Annotated in this window: 10 protein-coding genes; 6 read left to right on the top strand and 4 right to left on the bottom strand. The window is 35.0% G+C overall.

The features are described 5' to 3' along the window. Positions 1-10 precede the first annotated feature (10 nt). The 3 genes from EV196_RS03665 to EV196_RS20030 all read left to right on the top strand — a co-directional run bounded on the left by EV196_RS03665 (position 11) and on the right by EV196_RS20030 (position 4,042). Complete coding sequence (locus EV196_RS03665) at positions 11-1,567, top strand: sulfatase family protein (RefSeq protein WP_132215041.1); 1,557 nt, start codon at positions 11-13, stop codon at positions 1,565-1,567. Positions 1,568-1,847: 280 nt separating this feature from the next. Beyond that, a complete protein-coding gene (locus tag EV196_RS03660) occupies positions 1,848-3,746 on the top strand; it encodes a T9SS type A sorting domain-containing protein (RefSeq protein WP_132215039.1) in 1,899 nt (632 codons plus the stop codon). A gap of 122 nt (positions 3,747-3,868) precedes the next feature. Beyond that, a complete protein-coding gene (locus EV196_RS20030) occupies positions 3,869-4,042 on the top strand; it encodes a hypothetical protein (protein WP_207902808.1) in 174 nt (57 codons plus the stop codon). Between the two features lie 34 nt (positions 4,043-4,076). On the opposite strand, the gene EV196_RS03655 is transcribed toward EV196_RS20030, so the two are convergent. From EV196_RS03655 to EV196_RS03640, 4 genes are all read right to left on the bottom strand, one after another. Beyond that, positions 4,077-6,893 (bottom strand): chitobiase/beta-hexosaminidase C-terminal domain-containing protein, encoded by a 2,817-nt coding sequence (locus EV196_RS03655; RefSeq protein WP_165876093.1) that lies wholly within the window; start codon positions 6,891-6,893, stop codon positions 4,077-4,079. Between the two features lie 205 nt (positions 6,894-7,098). Further along, positions 7,099-8,691: a glycoside hydrolase family protein gene (locus tag EV196_RS03650; RefSeq protein WP_132215035.1), complete on the bottom strand. Its 1,593-nt coding sequence runs from the start codon at positions 8,689-8,691 to the stop codon at positions 7,099-7,101. 34 nt (positions 8,692-8,725) lie between these two features. Continuing rightward, a complete protein-coding gene (locus tag EV196_RS03645; protein ID WP_132215033.1) occupies positions 8,726-11,269 on the bottom strand; it encodes a PDZ domain-containing protein in 2,544 nt (847 codons plus the stop codon). Between the two features lie 80 nt (positions 11,270-11,349). Further along, positions 11,350-12,873: a sulfatase family protein gene (locus EV196_RS03640; protein ID WP_132215031.1), complete on the bottom strand. Its 1,524-nt coding sequence runs from the start codon at positions 12,871-12,873 to the stop codon at positions 11,350-11,352. A 352-nt stretch (positions 12,874-13,225) separates the two neighbouring features. On the opposite strand from EV196_RS03640, the gene EV196_RS03635 reads away from it, so the two are divergent. The 3 genes from EV196_RS03635 (at position 13,226) to EV196_RS03625 (ending at position 19,301) form a co-directional block, all read left to right on the top strand. Further along, positions 13,226-15,607 (top strand): glycosyl hydrolase family 95 catalytic domain-containing protein, encoded by a 2,382-nt coding sequence (locus EV196_RS03635; RefSeq protein WP_132215029.1) that lies wholly within the window; start codon positions 13,226-13,228, stop codon positions 15,605-15,607. 86 nt (positions 15,608-15,693) lie between these two features. Next, entirely contained in the window at positions 15,694-17,247 is a 1,554-nt protein-coding gene (locus tag EV196_RS03630; RefSeq protein WP_132215027.1) for a sulfatase-like hydrolase/transferase, read from the top strand. A 77-nt stretch (positions 17,248-17,324) separates the two neighbouring features. After that, positions 17,325-19,301 (top strand): T9SS type A sorting domain-containing protein, encoded by a 1,977-nt coding sequence (locus tag EV196_RS03625; protein WP_132215025.1) that lies wholly within the window; start codon positions 17,325-17,327, stop codon positions 19,299-19,301. The last annotated feature ends 99 nt before the right edge of the window (positions 19,302-19,400 follow it).

Here is a 19,400-nt window from a genome sequence, read left to right as displayed (position 1 = left end):
CTATATTCAAATGAAAAATAAAATACAAACAGCATTCTACTTACTACTAGTATTTGGGTTCACAAGTTATACTATTACAGCTCAAGTGAAACCTCAAAAACCAAACATCGTATTGATACTATGTGACGATTTAGGATATGGAGATGTGCAAAGTCTTGCACCTGAAACCAGTAAAATTAAAACACCTCATATAGATAAATTGGGTCGTGAAGGAATGATTTTTACAGATGCTCATGCGGGGGCATCCGTTTGTACACCAACACGCTATGGACTTATGACGGGGCGTTATAGTTGGCGAACTAAGTTGCAAAGTGGCGTTGTTCAAGGCTATGCACCAGATTTAATTGTGGAAGACCGTCCTACGATGGCGAGTTTCCTTAAATCAGAAGGGTATCATACAGGAATCATTGGTAAATGGCACCTTAATTTTCAGTATTTAGACCCTACTACAAAAAAATCTATTGCAAAGAAGGGTAAGGACGCTCTACCTCCTGTAGGAACTGTAATTCCTGACGGACCTGTAAATCGTGGATTTGATTATTATCATGGATTTCATCACGCTGGTGATATGAAAGCAGTGATTGAAAATAACAAAGTCATACTTCACGATGAAGAAATTAATATGTTGCCAAGACTAACGGAAAAATCAGTTGCATATATTAACAATCAATCTAAAAACAACGACAAGAAACCCTTTTTTCTGTATGTTCCTTTAGGATCTCCGCATACACCAATAGTTCCTTCAAAGGAATGGCAAGGAAAAAGTGGAATGGGGGATTATGCTGATTTTGTGATGCAAACGGATGCTACCGTTGGTGCCATCATGAAAGCGATTGAAGACAATGGTTTATCAAAAAACACACTGGTTATTTTTAGTAGTGATAATGGGTGTTCCAAAGCCGCTAAGATTCCTGCTTTAGAAAAACAAGGCCATTTAGTAAGTGGAGGGTTTCGTGGTTCGAAATCCGATTTATGGGATGGAGGACACCGTATACCCTTTATTTTAAAATGGGGGGATAAAGTAAAACCAGGTTCTACAAGCAAGGAATTAATTTGCTTAACAGATGTTTTTGCAACCGTGGCAACCATTATAGGAAAATCTATGCCAGATGGTAGTGGTGAAGATAGTGTTAGTTTTTTACCAGCATTATCTGGAAAACCGATTGTTTCTACAAGAGCAGGTGTAATACATCATTCTATTAGTGGTCATTTTGGGTATAGACAAGGAAAATGGAAATTGTTATTAGCAAGAGGTTCTGGAGGTTGGTCTTCACCAAATGAAGCGCAATCCGGAAATATGCCTAAAGCACAATTGTATGATATGGAAAAAGACCCCGCTGAAACGACTAATTTATATGATAAAAAGCCTGAAATTGTCAAAGAATTACTGGCTCATTTAGAAAAAGATATTGCTAATGGTCGTACTACTGAAGGTATTGCATCTAAAAATGATGTTGATGGAATTGTTTTGTGGAAAAGTGAAGAAAACAAAAGTTCTAATAACAACAATTCTAAAAAAGGTAAGTCTAAAAAAGGTAAGTCTAAAAAGAAAGACTCTGGTGAGTAAATTTCTAAAGGTTATTTTGATAAAGTGATTTATACGGATGGATTTTTTTGTTTACGCCCACAAGGGTGTTTCTCTTCATAAATGGGGTCAAAATAATATTGAATATAGCTAGTAAGATATTGTTATTGCAGTATTTTGCTTACTATAAGTGTTTTAGCAAGGAATAAGCAAGTGTTTGACTGAATTAAGCAAAACGAAATATTGTGTTTGGATTTAATTTTGTTTTAACTAACAAGATTAATGGTAATTAAACAATTACCATTAATTGAACCTCTTAAATATGATGATTAAACAATTACTTATTCTCGCAACCTTTTTATTTGCTAGCACAATGGCATTTGCACAAGCTACTATAACTTTGGATGCAGTAGATAATACATTTAAGATGGTAGGTCCTTTGGTAACGGTTGTTTCTACTGGTACGGCTGCTAATATTACTGAAGGAGGAAATCCATCAGTTTATACTCAATTAAGGGCTGCAGTTGCTGATTCTAATGATGTTGCCGGTACGTTTGAACTTAATGCTCAAACTTCATCAGGTACTGTTGATGGTATTATTTCTTTTGATTTTAGAAAATACGAAGGAAATACAATGGCTATAAAAATTACGGTTGGGACTGAAACACCACAGACATTTACCTATGCCTCTGGTGATGGGAGTGGTTCCCCATATCAAGCATTAACTGTTGCTTATGCTGGGGCTGTCACATTTTCAACTACACCAACGCCTATTAAATTTGAAATAACTGATTTGGATGTAGGTACTTCATCAGGAGTTACGGCAGCTAGATTATATAATTTTAAAGTTACTAATAAAAATATTATAACTAAAGCCGCCTTTTTATCGGGTACTTGGGGAGTTAGATTCAATGTTCCTGGAGGTTATAATTTGGACGCCGAAAGCGGTTCAGGATGGGTAGCAGGCGTGCAACAAATTGTAGATAATTTACCAGCAGTTGGTTATGTTATGACCAATTTTACACATCCAGCACATGGATATTATTATACCTTAAGAGATAATCCTTATGTAGATGTTGCCAATGAAATTCATCCAGCAATGGTTCCTTCGTTAGCAAACGAACAAATAATACTGGATATAATTTCTATCCTGAAAAATTCAGGAAAAAAAGTAATTCTTTATATCAATGGAGGTGGTCCTTCTAATATTCAAGGATCTTCTGATGCTACAGAAGCTGCCATTTCAGTAGCATGGGAAAATTATTGTAATTTAAACTTTGGTGGAGATCAAGCTTTGGGTTGGAGAACATTAGCGAGAGGTTATTTTGAACGATTCAAAGGCTTGGCAGATGGATATTGGGTAGATAACCTAGGTAGTCTACCAGCGGCAGAGGTAGCTCCTTTTATCGCAATGATTAGAGACGTAGATCCAGATGTTGCTATTGCAACTAATCTTGATAAATCCTATATAAAAGATGTTAATGGAAACCGAATCCAAGTAGACTCTGACGGCGTAGATGATACAGATCCTACAGATTATAATGTATTTTTCTTAGAAGCCAATGATCCTTATATGGATTTTACCGCAGGTCATCCTACACCTTTAGGGCAAGGGGCACCACCAAATTCGTGGGCATATGAAGAGTTTACGTTTCCTCTAATTACTGAAAATCCTTGGTCCTCTTATGATGGTAGCAAACAAACTTTAAAACATTATTTCGCACCTATTAGACAACAATGGAGCGTAGCAAGAGCCGATTTAATATTTGAAGTAGAACAAGCCTACCGTTTTGTACGAACTTTTACGGATGCAGGAGCTGCAATTACTTGGAGTACTACAATAACCGATGGTTCTATTACTCCTGATGAAATGACAATCATGCAGGAAATAAATGATAGAATGATGCTATCATCAAAACCAGATTATATTCCTTATGTAAGACCAGAAGGCGCTCACTTGGTAGGTGAGACATTAAGTGTTAATTCTAATATTTTAGAAGAAAATAATCTTGTTTTGTATCCAAACCCAGTAAAACAAAGTTTTAAATTATCAAAAGAAATTTCTTCTGCAATCATTTATAATCTGAGTGGTCAGAAAATATTAGAATTTAAAGGCAACCAAACCTCTTTCGATGTTTCAATACTAAATGATGGCATTTATGTTTTTAAAGTCATTTCTAAAAACGGTGAAAGCCAATTTTCGAAATTTATAAAGCAATAAAAGTAGAGATAATGTAGGCTTGACTTCAAAATGATAATAATTAAAATATTTAATATGATTAAGAGAACAGTTAATAGGGAGTGCGTTACTATTTGTGATAACGCACTCCCTATTATTTTTGCTTGTTCTCAACCCCAGAGACTAAAACTAAAAATCAAACAACTAAATTTGATAATCAGCACTGCAATCGTGGTATGACTATGATTACTCCTGCTAGCCAATGGAGAGAAGGGCTTCTTTCTGGAAATGGTACTATTGGCGCTTTGGTTTATGGTTCAATAAACTTAGTGCAATAACAACATTAACAAGCATCATTTTAATCTCATAAACTTAAGGAATTCTTACTTCAAACACCTTAGAACCATAATCTCTTACCGCAGTAATCGTTACTGTTTGTCCTGAATATTCTTTAAGGAACTTTTGTAAATGTGCTATATGTAAAATTTTATGTTTGTTTAATTTTTGAATCACCCAATCTTTGTTCAATCCAGCATCCAACCACATTTTCCCTTTTTTAGGATCCAACGTCTTAATATAACAACCAAAATTATATCCACCTGTTGCATCTATTAAATCAGGATCGTCTGCGATATTAATTAACAAAGCGCCATGTAATTCTTTTTCAAGTGCTTGTCTAGTTTCTGTACTTTTTCCTTGATCGATTCTTTCTCCTTGATATTCACCAACAAGTAAAGTGCTTAACCAACTAGGATGCGTAACTTTTTCAACTTTTGTAAATGCAACTTGAGCTGTAAAACCAACTGGAATTCCATCAGAATTAAACGTTCTAGCTTTTACAACCGTAGAGTTATTTATTTTAAAGGGCTCTAAGTATTCTGCTGAATTCATAGTGGGTTCTGAACCATCTGTAGTAAAATAAACTTTTGCTTTCTTACCTCCATTATTATCTGCTTTTAAGGTTACGATAATTTCGTTTTCAAAATCACCTCCAAAGGGTAAAATACGAGTCATTTGATGACCGAACTGATCCATAGGGAAGTTTTTAAAACCTGTCTTTAATGCTGGTGAATTTTCTTTGACTTGATAATTCCCCTTGATTGGATCCACAAAATTTGGGTTTGCTGAAACAGAATTTAGATCGTATCCTTCCTTTTTCCAAGCTTCCATTTTCTGATTTGGTGACATGTGAAAATTATCAGGATAATTTACATTCCAATAGGTGTTATTATCATAATTTTCACTCCATTTAACGTCCGTAGATAATCCTACACCACGAATAAAATTTTGTGTAGGTTTATTTTCCCCGGGCAATGTACCAGAAATCACAAATATATTTTTATAAATTTCGTCTTCTGAATATTCTGGCCATACATGCCATCCTGATGGAACTGCACTTACGGTTATATTGTTATACACCTTACGTCCCATGCCATCTCTTAGTTTAATGGTAGAACCTAAATTTAAATTATTATATATCTCATAGTAACTAGACCCATCATCTAAATCAATGGTCCAATTTCCTGCACTAATAGATTTACGGTAATTAGCGATTCGGTTATTTCGAATAACCACATTGTCAATAGCATCTAGTCGCGTCAATTCCTTAATAAAATGCTCATCCGTTCCTCTACCTCCTTTCCATTGTCTCTCACGTCCCCAAGAATTAAAAGGCCCATGCTCGCCTGTTTCTCTAACCGTTTCCCATATATCATTAAATTCAATAAGGTGTCCTCCCCAAGTACCATCGTTAATACATATTCCTGCACGCGGACAATTGTATATAGTGTTATGTGAGGCCGTTATTTTATGGCTCATAGAAATGTAAACGCCTGCCACTTGTTTACCCACATCACCAAAATCGTGCATGATGCTATTTTCAACAACGCAATCTTTTGGATAATCTGGAGTTTTTGGACCTGCTTCTAAATCCATTTGCTCCCGCATTTTATTCCAACTCTTTCCTTCTAATAATTGATCATCCCAAGTTTGATAAAAACGAACGGCTTCAGGAGAACCAACAAAACAAACGGCACTTTCTCCAGTATGGACAAACCTACAACTGCTTACTTTATTATTACGATTATAAGCGCTCATAAATATGCCGTTTCCACCAACATATTCAAAATTACAATCTTCAATCAATAGGTTTTCTGTACCTTCCATAAAAATGGTTCCACCTCTATGAATTGCCCAATCTCCACGAGCAACCGGCTCATAAGGCTCCATAAACGTGTAGTTGGTTTGTGTAAAATGAAAGCCTTTAAACTGAATATTTTTCACAGGTGCTTCTTTAGTACCCTTCAACTGAATCATATCTTTTATAACAGGAACTTCAATTTTAACGTCACTTAATGTTACGCCTTGCATCGGATAATAATAAAGGGTATTGGTTTCTGTATTTAAGAACCATTCTCCAGCAACATCAAGTTCCTCAAAAATATTTTCAATAAAATAGTAAGAAGCATGGCTTTTTTCTCCTCCAATACCATGTGTTCTTTGAAGTTGCCAACCACCTTCATCGAGGAGTATTTTATGCGCTTCTTTATTTATTGAATTAATTTTATACTGCATGTTTCCCCAGTTATGGCTTTGAAAACCATGAACTATTCCTGTTTTTGGATTGCTCCATGTTTTATCTGAAAATGTTTTAGGGTCAAATGAAAACCATGTATCATAACGCTTATCTGTACCGCCTGTGACTTGATGATATCCTTTGCCATCACGAAGTGGATTCTCATAATCATAATTAGGGAATCGTGCTCTAATTTGGCGTTCTTCATTAACAAATAATTGGTCAAACGACAATCCTTCAGGAACTTGCGCTTGATAAATACCATTTCTATAGGCTTTCCATTCTAGATGCTCTAATCGCTGAGAGCCTTTGATGATTACTTTTGCTCCTAATAAAGCTGAAAATATAACGGGATATTTTTCCGTTCCGGAATAATCACTACCTATCTCAATAGTCTTATTAAGATAGTATTCTCCAGAAGAAAACCAGACCGTTACGGCTTCGTTACCTGCATATTTTTTTACGTCTTGTAAGGCTTTTTCAAAACTTAAATAAGGACTGTTTTTTGTGCCGGAATTAGCATCGTCTCCTTTAGGTGATACATAAATATCTTTAGCAAAAGAGTTTCCTGTTATTAACAATACGACAAGAACTATTAATATATTTTTCATCATCTTATGAAACTTAAATTCGGTTTTAATCGAAAAGAATTCCTCGAGGCTCTGCCTCGAGGTTTCCGTTGAAATTGTCATTCCCGTGAAAACGGGAATCTAAATACATAATTTTGGTTTTTGACCTTTTCTGGTCAAAATGAAACCAGCGAAATACTTCTATGGCTCTGCCTCGAGGATAGTTGGTTTCAAAAAATTATTTATTTTTTTATTCCTTAAACGAAACAACTACCTTATCCAAAATGGGTTTAGATTCATTTTCCGTTGTATCCGTCATTTTAACTTCAAATTGAAAACCATATCCTTCAGCTAAGTCTGAAAAATTCAATTGCGCCGGAGTTTTTTCAACCTGCTTAGAAAATCCTTTTATATAATCATACTGCTCCTTTACAACTTGCCAGTCACTCCACTCATTAATGCGTCCATCATTGGTAGTATCTACTCCCATACGTACTTCTACAGTTTCAACCCAAGGACCAGTACTTACATAATCATTTCTTGTTTGCGTAAGCAAGTAATATTTACCTTCTGCAAACATGATATCTGGATCTGGATGCCCTTGACCTATATTACCACAAAATTCAAATTGTTTATTGATATTATCAGAAGTAAACCAAGCGACACTCATGTGTTTACCACCTGTATTACCAGCTGGATCATAATCTGCGAACAAATAGTACTGTCCTCCGATGGAGATCGAAGCCCAATCTCCGAATGCATTCTGTTCTGGTTCATGGATTTCGTATTTACCAAAAGCAACGACATCTCCTTTTTTAATTCTTTGTCTAGGTATATCCATTGGTGCTGCTTTTCCAGGATAGTTATCAGGATCTTCCTTATACCAATGCGGATGTGCATATTCAGCAAATTTCCCTGTTGGTTTGGTACGTTCATCTACTGGAGGGTTTAAAATTTTAAAATCATTTAAACCATCTTTACTGACAGCATGAGTTGCTAAGGGTGAATCCCATGCGTGCGTAGAAGCATCAATAGGCGACCAATCTTCAGCTATAATATGAAAATTACCATCTAAATCTCTAATGACTGCACAATCAGAACCATCTGATGGATCTTTAAAAGCCATGCCCATATTTTTTCCAATAAGACCATCTGTTAAGTTGTCATCAATAAGTAAATGAGGGTCTTGATCGTTTGGGAAATCGTAATAAAAATAAAACTTTCCATCAACATACTCCGCAGTGGTTACCCAACTTGAAGAAGCATCTGATATTGGTCCATGATGCACCCAATTTTTCATATCGATACTTTGCCAAGCATGATAGCCCCTTTGCGGTTTTTTTAATCCTCCTGGAGCATCAAATTGGTTTTTAAGATGTGTGGTTTTTAACACAACATCATAACCTTTTAATAGGGTATCCTTACTCTTAAAATCTTCCGGTCGTTTATTATCCTTTCTTGTATCATATTTACCAAACATCCAGTAATTTCCATCTCCTAACTGCAATGCCACAGGAGCATCACCTAAGTTTGCAGGTCCTACATTTGGAATTGGTTCCCAATTTAACCATTCTGGTGATTGAGAAAAAGTGATGGATTTTGCAGTTCTCTTTTTCGTGAATCTTTTCATGGAACTTTTGAAAATTGCTTCCTTTGAGGTAGGAACCACTTTTCCTTTGCTGATTTCCAAATTTGATTTCTCAGCCATATTTGTTTGCCAGTCTTCCTGAGATTCAATAGTCCAAGTATTTTGTGCTTGTAGAACTCCGCTTGCAGTAAATAACAAAAATGTAAGTGACAACAAAAAGGCTTTAATTATTTGTGTTCTATGGTTTATTTTCATGATTTTTTAGGTGAATTTTATTTTTTTATATTATTTATTTTTCAAAAGAAAATGTTTTTGACTCTTGATGTCTCCATACTTTTACGGTGTGTTTACCATCCGTTAAGTTTTTAATAAAATCTTGTTCATTTGCTATTTTTTCCGAATTTAATTCAATTACTACATCATCCACTTTAAATCCCATTTTAGCCAATTTACTATCCTCAGGAACAGAAACCAATAAGACTCCATAGGTGTCAAACATTCCTGTTGCAGAAAGTTCCGCTTCCGTTGCTAGAGTTTTAAATTTAGCTCCCAATAATCCTTTCATCTTTTGCTCTACAAACACGTTGGATGCTATCTCTTTTGGTGCTTTATTTTCAGGACGTATCACTAAACGCTTCAATGCTTCAGAAGTAAGGCCAAAACCAGTCATTGGAAAGTTTTTATATCCAAGTTCTAATGCTTGAGAATTATCTGCTACAGTAAAGTCATCAAGAGAATTAGTTTTAAACAGTACATTGCCATATAGACTTTGTGCATCATCCTTTGTTTGTTCTTGTGCACCGTAAGCAGGCACAACATCTTTAAAATCTGGATTGTGAACAAAATTGAAATTTCTAGTTCCTCCCCATAGCTCTGGATTACTAGAACGATATATGGGTGAACCCCAAAGAATATTTCTTTCAAAAATATCTTTTGTTGGTTTAGGGTATGGCACATTACAGGTATAACCTCCACCTAGAATCACATTATTGGTAACAATACGATGGTAGCCTTCACGTGTTTTTATGCCTCCTGATAGACTGATATTATTATAGATTTCATAATTAGTAGAGCCATCATCTAAATCGATATCCCAACCATGATCACATTGCATTCTATTATTTCGAATAGTAGTTGTTTGATAAGCATCCCATAAAGGAGCATTTGGATACTTTTCTATATAGTAACTAATCATTGCTTTTCCATTCTTATCTCTAAAGTCAGGTCCTGATGGTCCAGCTCTAAACCAATAACGATCTCTTCCCCAAGAATTAAAAGCGCCATGATCGTGAGTCTCTAGTACGGTTTCAAAACAATCGTTCCATTCTATAATATGACCTCCCCAAGTTCCATCACAAATATTTATTGCAGCCCTTGGTGTGTGACTAATGGTATTATGGCGAAGTGTAATTCTTGATGACATAGAAATATTAATTCCTGAGGCTTGTTTTTCAAAACGACCACAACGCATCATCAGATTATCTTCCACTAGGCAATCTGCTGGATAATCATTTGACTTTGGACCAATTGTAGTATCTATTTCATCTAAAGCTGGAGGAAGATGCTGAAAACTAAATGAAGGATCACGAACCGCTGCGAATGAACCAACCAAGTTAACATCCGTAGAACCATTATTTTGAAAAAGGTTGCTTTTAATTTCTATATTACGATTATAACTATCTATAAACACTGCATTTCCTCCCAATTCCTCGAAAGAACAATTTTTAACAACAATATGCTCTGTCCCTCTTATATGAATAGCGCCTCCACGATATACACACCAATCGCTTCTAAGTAAAGGTTCAATGGTTTCTCTTAAAGTTCTTTTAGTACCTGTAAAGTGAATACCAGAAATCTGAATATGTTTTACCGGATTAGTAGTTTCATAGTTTTTAACAACGGTCTCTTTTTGTGCATTACCACTTTTGTGAATAACCATTTCTGCAACAGGTAGTTTATGTTCTCCGTAAATTTCAATAAGGTGTTTAATTTGAAGGACGGCTTCAATTTTTGTGTCGTTAAGATTCATATGGGCTTCTGGCATATAATATAACCAACCGTCCTTAGTATTGTGATACCATTCTCCTGGAACATCTAATTCTTCAAAAACGTTTTCAATCATTCGATAGCCTTCGTGAGGCGGAGCAGATCGGTTGTTTTGCCAACCACCTTCGTAAACCAATTCTCCTTTATCGTTTTTACCAGTCACAAAATAATGCTGACTTCCCCAAAGACCTCTGTGCATTCCATTTAAGATGGCGCCTGCAGGGTTTTTCCATTCAGCCGCTTTTTTAGCATCCCAAGCGTCTGGAGTAGCCCCTGAAAAAGGAACCGTTCCTGCTTTTTTTCCACGTACAGAATCATCACCATCAGTAGGCACGAAACCTGCATTAAAGTTTGGGTATCTAGCCATGTGTTGTCTTTTCTGACCCACAAAAAGTTGATCTATGGCATTTAAATCACCAACATTGGTTCTATAGATCCCATCTTTAAATAATTCCCATTTAGAGGTAATTAATTGCGCTCCTGTAATAACTACGGCTTCATTTTCAGCGGCAGAATACATAACAGGAAATTGTTCACTACCACTATCTTCAGTTGTAATTTTCAGAGGCATACTTAACCTATAAGTTCCTTGATGAATTATTATTTGACAGGGTTCTTTACCTAAACGTCCACTTGTTCTTAACTTTTTTTGAGCAGCTTCAATAGTTAGCAGAGGCTTAGATGCCGTTCCTTCATTAGAATCCGAACCAGTTGTAGCGACATGGATATCCAATGCAAACACTGGTAGTATACATAGTACTAGTAATACGGTAATTATTTTTTTCATTTATTTAAATTTTACGATTTTAAGCATTAAAAAAAGATGTCATATTTTGAAAGTACATCTGTTATATGATTTGCGAATTATTACTGAGGAGTGTCTTCTGAATAAATATTTACGCCTCTATCATTTTTTTGAATTTCCCCAGGGGTACTTCTTCCTTTATCTACATAGGATTGAAGTAATTTTGTTAATTCTGCTACTTTCTCAGGATATTTACCCTGCAGATTCATGGTTTCTGCGATATCATTAGATAAATCAAATAACTGCACACTAGGTGATCCTTCTGGACTTTGCCCTGCTTTTGGCGTACTCCAACCACCAGACCCAGGACAAAGTGCTAGTTTCCAATATCCTTTTCTGATAGAAAAAGAACCATTAATACTATGGTGAACAATATCTTCTCTATTTGTTTTAGTTTGGTTTTTTAATGTTGATAAAAAGGAAATGGCATCTACACCTGATGCATCATCTAATTTTACCCCTGTAATATCAGAACAAGTAGCAATAAAGTCAGTCATACATGTTAATCTATCTGTTTGTGTTCCTGCTTCGATAACCTCTGGCCAACGAATGATAAAAGGAACGCGATGTCCACCTTCGTAAATATCAGCTTTATTTCCTCTTAAATTTCCACTAGGTGAGTGCCCTTTCTTCTGTAAAGCTGGAATTTTTGCAGCAGGCGAACAGCCATTATCCGTAGAAAATAAAACAATGGTGTTTTCGGCTAAATGATGTTTGTCAAGAGCTTTTAAAACTTCGCCAACAACCCAATCCGTTTCCATTAAAAAATCTCCATAAGGACCTAATTCAGACTTTCCTCTCCATTTTTCACTAGGTACAATAGGAGTATGTGGAGAGGTTAGTGGTAAGTATAAAAAGAAGGGTTCTTTTTCACCTGCTCTTTTATTTATATAATTCACTGATTTTTCTGCAAAAACTTGTAAACATTCACCTGATTTAAAACTTGGAGCAGAGGGGCCTTTTCTAGAACGTATCTTTGGATCATTCATGACAGAAGGAAGTTCTGTTACATTTTCGTTTTCAATATATGCATACGGAGGCATATCTAAAGAAGCTGCTATTCCATAAAAGTAATCAAAACCATTACTTGTGGGAGTTATAGCAGGTTTTGTATAATCGATATCCCATCCGCCACCTAATTGCCATTTCTCTTTCTTATAATCGGGTAATAATTCCCAGCCGATACCTAAATGCCATTTCCCAATTATAGCTGTATGATAATCTGCTTTCTTTAACAAACTTGCTACCGTTGTTTCTTCTTTTTTAAGCAACGGTTTCGTAGTCGGTTCATGGATGACACCTTTAGATAAACTTGTACGCCAATTATAACGTCCTGTTAAAAGTGAATAGCGAGACGGCGTGCAAACAGAAGATGAGGTATGCGCATCCGTAAAACGAATTCCTTCTGCTGCTATACGATCTATATGTGGTGTTGCTGCTTTACCTGTAGTATGAGAAACATCACCTATACCCATATCGTCAGCAAAAATAAAAATGATATTAGGACGACTGGTATCTGCTTGTTTTTGTGCTAATATATTTTGACTCAAAATTAAAACAACAACAGCAATTATAGATTTATACATATTTATGTTTTATGAATATCACAAAAATAGGATATACCACTAGCATATATATTCTCTAATTGGTCATTTTGTTGCTCTATTTAATAAAAATGAACTCTTGAGCTTGATGACTAAGAGTTCTGCTTGTATTTAATTAAGAGTGTGTTGCTTATTTATTTCACGTAGCCGTTAATATTTTTTTGGTTTATCAAATATATGTTAGCGAAATGCTCAATTAAAGAAAGTATTTGAGTGATTAGAGTCAGTGTTTTATTAGTATATATAATAATTTTGTATAATGTTTTAGATAGCTTAAGTGAGGAGGTTAGTATAAGCAAAAATTCATTTTATAAATTAAAAATAATAAGTATCAATGTTTAATTTAAAAACTCTATTTCTTTATCATTTTATTCTTATATCAAGCACCTTATTTTCACAGAATACTCAGGTAAATTTTAAAGTCGATTACGAATCATTTCTATCCAAACACGATATGCTCTGGGATATGGTTCCAGATAAGTGGCAAATTGCGCCATATACTGGCAACGGAAACGTCGGTTTTCTTTTTTATCAAACAAAAGGCGAAGGTGATAATGTGATGTCCGTTTATGTTGGCAGACATGATTATTACGACCATAGAGAGGCTAAAACTAAAGAAGAAGAAATGCTTTGGATAAAACGGAGTAGATTACCATTAGGTCATTTTGATTTAGTTTCTAAAGGCAAAGTAACAGGAATTGATATGCGCTTAAGTTTATGGAACGCAGAATTATCTGGAACAGTTACCACTTCACAAGGCACTTATAAAATTAAAGGATTTACACATAGTGAAAAGGACGTCATCTATTTTGAAACAGATGCAAGTAATGAAAACCTAGAGATTAATTGGCATCCAGAAGACCCAATACCCCCAGTATATGAAGCCATTAAAGCTGGTGGAGGACCAAAAGGAGAAACGTGGGATAAAATGCGTGCCACAGATTTAGAAATGCCACCCAAACCAACAATTAGTAAAAAAAACGATTATGATTTTTGTTATCAGCCTTTGTTTGACAATCGAGGAGAAACCACCACGGGTTGGAAATTAACAGGGAATCCTTCGGGTAAACAACAGTTAATTACAAGTGTTCATCATAGTTATCCGGAACATAATTCGTTAGACATTGTAACTAAAAATTTAGAAGTTGCTGAAAAACTGATGAAAGAAAACAGATTTGTATCCTCACATCAAAAATGGTGGCACGACTATTATCCATTGAGTTTTTTGACTATAAATGATGCTGAAAAAGAATCGTTTTATTGGATACAGATGTATAAATTGGCTTCTGCTACACGAGGTAATGGGCCTATTTTAGATTTAATGGGGCCTTGGTATAATAGAACTTTTTGGCCAATGGTATGGGGCGATTTAAATGTGCAACTCATTTATTGGACGCACTTAACGGCAAACAGAATGTCTATAGGAGAATCTTTGCCCAATAATATTGATAAATATGCTGAAAATTTAGAAAACAATGTTCCTGAGAGATGGAAGCATAGTGCGGCAGTTGCAGCTTTGTTACCACAGGACCTTATTGCATATAATGGCGCAAAAGTACCGGATATGTTAGCGTGGATGTTAAACGATTATTGGTTGCATTGCGAATTTGCAGGCGATGAGGTTCGTATGCGAGACAAGCTATTTCCCATATTAAAAAAGACAGTAAATAGTTATTTGAATTATATAAAAGACAACCCTGTAGATTCTGATGATGGAAAAATTCATATAAAAAACAGTTGGTCCCCAGAATATAAACCAGGGCATGGACAAGATATTAATTTCACATTGGCATTAATTCGCTGGAGTTGCCAAACATTAATCGATATTAACAACCAACACAATTTAAATGACCCGCTGCTAAAAGAATGGCAACGCATATTAGATAATTTAGTTGAATTTCAAATTGATGAAAACGGACTTAGAATTGGAAAAGACATTCCGTTTTCTATACCGCATCGTCACTATTCGCACTTATTAGCTTTCTACCCTCTAATGGTTATAACGCCAGAAAATGAAGCTGACAAAAAACTACTAAAAACCTCACTCGATCATTGGTTGGATGTTACCTTTAATAGTGGTATAGGCATAAAAGCCATGCCAGTAACAGGCTATACAGCTACGGGGGCGTCATCCATGTATGCTTGTTTGGGAGATGCCGATAAAGCATATTATTACTTAGATTTTCTTATCAAACATGAAAATGTATCGTCAACAACTATGTATGCTGAAGGGAAAATCAATCCGGTTATTGAAAGTCCCTTGTCTTTTGCAACAAGTTTACATGATATGATGCTTCAAAGTTGGGGCGGAAAAATCAGGGTGTTTCCAGCCAGCCCCAAAAAATGGGAAGACGTGGCATTTCATGATTTAAGAACACAAGGCGCCTTTTTAGTGAGTGCCAAAAAAGTAAAAGGAATAACAGAGTTTGTGTCCATAAAAAGTTTAAAAGGAAACCAGTGTAAAGTTCAAGTAGATTTAGAAAACCCTAAATTCTATAGCAACGGAAAACAAATTTCAGTAAAAATGGATGAAGATGGTTTTTATTTGGTTGATTTAAAAGCAGATGAATCTGTTATCATTACTTCAAAAGAAATAAGCAAGGTAAACTTATCCATAGAAGAATTGCCTAAGAATGAGGATGAAATTAATTTATTCGGCTTTGGAACTAAAACAGAACGCTTACCAGGTCATCACTATTATAAAAATTTAAAATGAAACGAGCAAGTTGAAAATTTTAACACACAACCGAATGATTAATAGCGAACAGCATCTGACCATTAAAAATCAATAAATATAAACAGATGAAACATTTAATTAAAACCACTGCTTTAATTAGCATTACGACAATTATAATACTTGGATGCGCTTCTTTTGTTATAAAGACAGATGAAAATGATAGAAAGAAAAAGCCCAATGTTATTTTTGTTTTTACAGACGATCAACGTTTTAATTCTTTAGGGATAACGGGCGATCCAGTAACCGAAACTCCCCATATTGATCAATTAGCACAAGAAGGTGTTTTCTTTAATCAGGCATTCATAACAAGTCCTATTTGTGGACCTAGTCGAGCTAATATTTTTACCAGTCAATGGGAGCGAAAGAATCAAATAGGTTTTACTAATGTATCTCATAATTTTATTTCAGAGGTCATTTTTAATAACAGTTGGCAAATGCAAATGAAAAATGCAGGATATTCTACGGCTTTTATAGGAAAGCATCATACAAAAATAGCCGATCGCAATGATTCACCACTAAATAAGGGTATAGATTTCACATATTATGGTAACGGACATTTGGGTTTTTATCCTGCTAAAAAGCATAAAGAGTTTTCAAACCTTAAAAATAAAACGCAGGTAGAAGGCTTGTTTGAAGCTACCGAAGCCTTTTTAAAGCAAGGCCATGAAACAGATTATTTTTTCGAAAACGCAGATAGTTCTTTAAAAGATCGTTTAAAAAGAAGAGACCCAAATAAACCGTTTAGTGTATGGGTTAACTTTAATCTTCCCCACGCATCGAGTATAGGAGGCATGGGTACGCAACCTACAGATCCTTTATTTTATTCAACGCTTTATGAAGATAAAAAGCAAGACATAGAACTTCCAGAGGGGTATCCAGTACCAATAAGTTTACCAGAAGAGGTGTATGCCACAGCCGATTTAATGAAGTATTACGTAACGTCTAACAAAGCAAAACTGCTAGATGAAAAACTGAAAATGGACCGAGCTGTTTATGCTATTGATCAATTTATGGGTAACCTGCGTAAATTATTAAAAGATATTGATGAAGATGAAAATACCATCATTGTGTTTTGTTCTGATAATGGTTTGTTTTTAGGAGAACATGGTTTAGGCGGTAAAACTATTTTGTATGATGAATCTGTTCACGTGCCTTTAATAGTGTACTCTCCATTCTTTAAGAATACTGAAAAAGGAAAACGCTTAGATCATTTGGTGGTAGGTCAAGATATACCCGCTACAATTTTAGATATGTGTGGAATCGCTATTCCAGAAACGTATCAAGGCGAAAGCATGCTTCCTTTAATAGAAAATAGATCAACGGAGTGGCGAGAAGAAGTCTTTTTGGAAAATTTATTTACAGATCAAGGCTATCCAAGACAAGAAGGAGTACGAAGTAAACAGTATAAATATATTCGCTCTTTCAGTAAAGAAAATGACCGAAATAAATACATTCCAGGACAAACCGTAGAAACAGATGAAGAGCCAATTTACGAAGAATTATTCGATATAATAAAAGACCCTAAAGAACAAAATAATTTAGTTGGAAATAAAGACTACAGTGAGGTTTTAAAAGGATACAGACAAAAGTGTAAAATCTTAGTATCTGAACTAAACTAGTTTTTATCACAATGAAAAAGATGTTTTTTATATAGAAATTTAACCAACAACAATCTTAATTGAATAACCTAATCATTATGAATAAATATTTCCCATTTTTCCTAGTATTGCTGTCGTTTGTACAGATTGCTAATGCGCAATTTTTGTGGTTAGAAGATCAAACAAATACGCGTAAAATTGAGTTTACAGCCGAAGAAGATGTACCTACAAATTTAACAGGAAACTTTCTAAACCCTAATACTTCAGGAATTAATACACACACTATTGTCTCTAAATACAATAGACCTGAAGGTACAAATGATTTTCTTCATTTTAATTTATTCAATTACGTAACAGATTTAACCGATTATACAGTTACACTTAAAGCATATATTGACATACCTACTGATGAACTAACTACAAACAATTCAAAATTAAGAGTGTTTTTTGATAGTTCTGATGAAGGAGGACGTGTTTATAAACAATTGAATTTCACAGTTGGGCAAGAATGGGAAACGTTTACCTTCCATTTTCAAAATGTTGCTATTCCACAAAATGTACTAGATGTAGGTGGATATGACCTTATGACACTAGGTTTAGCTAATGGTAGTACTGTAGAACCAGCCACGACATACTATTTTGATGGAATATATGGATCAACAGATCAAACAGCAACAACGGTAGATCATCCTGCTGCATGGTTAGCAGGTTCATGGGGAGCTACCTTCCCTGTTTATGGTGGAGAAAGATTAGATGCAGAAATAGCAACTGGTCATGACCCACTAGGAGGTGTACAGGAGTTAGTTACAGAACTTCCTGCAGTAGGTCATGTGATTACAAATCTTTCTTATTTTGCACACTCACATTATTTTAACGTAAGAGATAATACCAATGTAGATGTAGCTACAGAGATACACGAAAGTTTAGTTCCTAGTGCAGAGAATCAAGAAATAATGCTTGAAGTTTTACAAACGCTAAAAAATTCTGGGAAGAAGATTATTTTGTACATATCTACAAATTATTTAGATAGAGCAAGCGATGAAACAAAAGTTGCTTGGGTAGCATATTACACAGCTAATTTTGGTGGAAATGAATATTTAGCTTATAAAGATTTAGTTCAAGGATTTATTCCTGCTATAGCAGCGTATGCTGATGGGTATTGGTTTGACACAACCACAACGCTTCGTGACGATGGGTATTTAGAAGATTTTGTTCAAATGTTTAAAGATGCTGATCCTGGAGCTGCTATGTCGGTTTCTGAGTTTGGTCATTTACATTATATAGAGGGAGAACCTGTTACTGTTGATTCTGATGGAGTTGATGATGAAGATGAAAGAGACTATGATGTCTCAAACTTTAGAGGAAACAACTCTTATTCAGATTTTACAAGAGGACATGTCTCTGCATTAGGTGGTGGAGCTCCTCCAAATTCATGGGGCTACGAAGAGTTTACATTACCTGCTATGGTTGGTAATCCATGGTCCATGTATGAAAAAAAACAAGTGTTAAAACATGCATGGTTTCCAATTAGAGATAAGTGGCATGTTTCTAGCGCAAATTTAATATTTGGAATAGAAGACGCTTACAGATTTTCTAAAATTCTTATCGATGCCAAAGCAGGGGTTACATTTGCAAATACCGTATCTAATATTAATGGAATTGCAGGATATATGACTCCTGATGAAATGGTTATTATGAAAGCAATTAATGACAGATTGATGTCTAGTCCTGTACCTGATTATGAGCCCTATGTAAGACCTGAAGGAGCTTTTCTTGTTGGAGAAATTGACAATGTTTTATCAACAGATTCTATTGACCCTACATCAAATACATCTCAAATTCAGATGTATCCTAACCCAGTAATTAATGAATTAACAATTACTAGAACTACTAATGAAATAAATAATATTGTAGTTATGTCTACTATAGGTATAAAAGTATTAGAAAAGTTATGGGATGATGGGGCTTTTACAACACGATTAGATTTATCGAACTTGAATACGGGAATGTATTTTGTAAACCTTTCGAATGGTACTAATAGGAGCATCACGAGAAGAATAATTATTTCAAAATAAAATTAACTATTGTTTCATAACACCCATACAAGTATTGCAATACTCTATAATGTCACTTGAAGTTTTATTTCATATATGATTATTAGTACTTATATACAT

This window comes from Mariniflexile fucanivorans, from assembly GCF_004341235.1.
Lineage (GTDB): Bacteria > Bacteroidota > Bacteroidia > Flavobacteriales > Flavobacteriaceae > Mariniflexile > Mariniflexile fucanivorans.
This window is presented reverse-complemented; position numbering and strand designations above follow the sequence as displayed.

Bases quoted from the DNA above. Each gene is read 5' to 3' on its own strand.
- EV196_RS03650 (WP_132215035.1), bottom strand. From the start codon at position 8,691: ATGAAAATAAACCATAGAACACAAATAATTAAAGCCTTTTTGTTGTCA.
- EV196_RS03665 (WP_132215041.1), top strand. From the start codon at position 11: ATGAAAAATAAAATACAAACAGCATTCTACTTACTACTAGTATTTGGG.
- EV196_RS03660 (WP_132215039.1), top strand. From the start codon at position 1,848: ATGATGATTAAACAATTACTTATTCTCGCAACCTTTTTATTTGCTAGC.
- EV196_RS03635 (WP_132215029.1), top strand. From the start codon at position 13,226: ATGTTTAATTTAAAAACTCTATTTCTTTATCATTTTATTCTTATATCA.
- EV196_RS03625 (WP_132215025.1), top strand. From the start codon at position 17,325: ATGAATAAATATTTCCCATTTTTCCTAGTATTGCTGTCGTTTGTACAG.
- EV196_RS03630 (WP_132215027.1), top strand. From the start codon at position 15,694: ATGAAACATTTAATTAAAACCACTGCTTTAATTAGCATTACGACAATT.
- EV196_RS03655 (WP_165876093.1), bottom strand. From the start codon at position 6,893: ATGATGAAAAATATATTAATAGTTCTTGTCGTATTGTTAATAACAGGA.
- EV196_RS03645 (WP_132215033.1), bottom strand. From the start codon at position 11,269: ATGAAAAAAATAATTACCGTATTACTAGTACTATGTATACTACCAGTG.
- EV196_RS03640 (WP_132215031.1), bottom strand. From the start codon at position 12,873: ATGTATAAATCTATAATTGCTGTTGTTGTTTTAATTTTGAGTCAAAAT.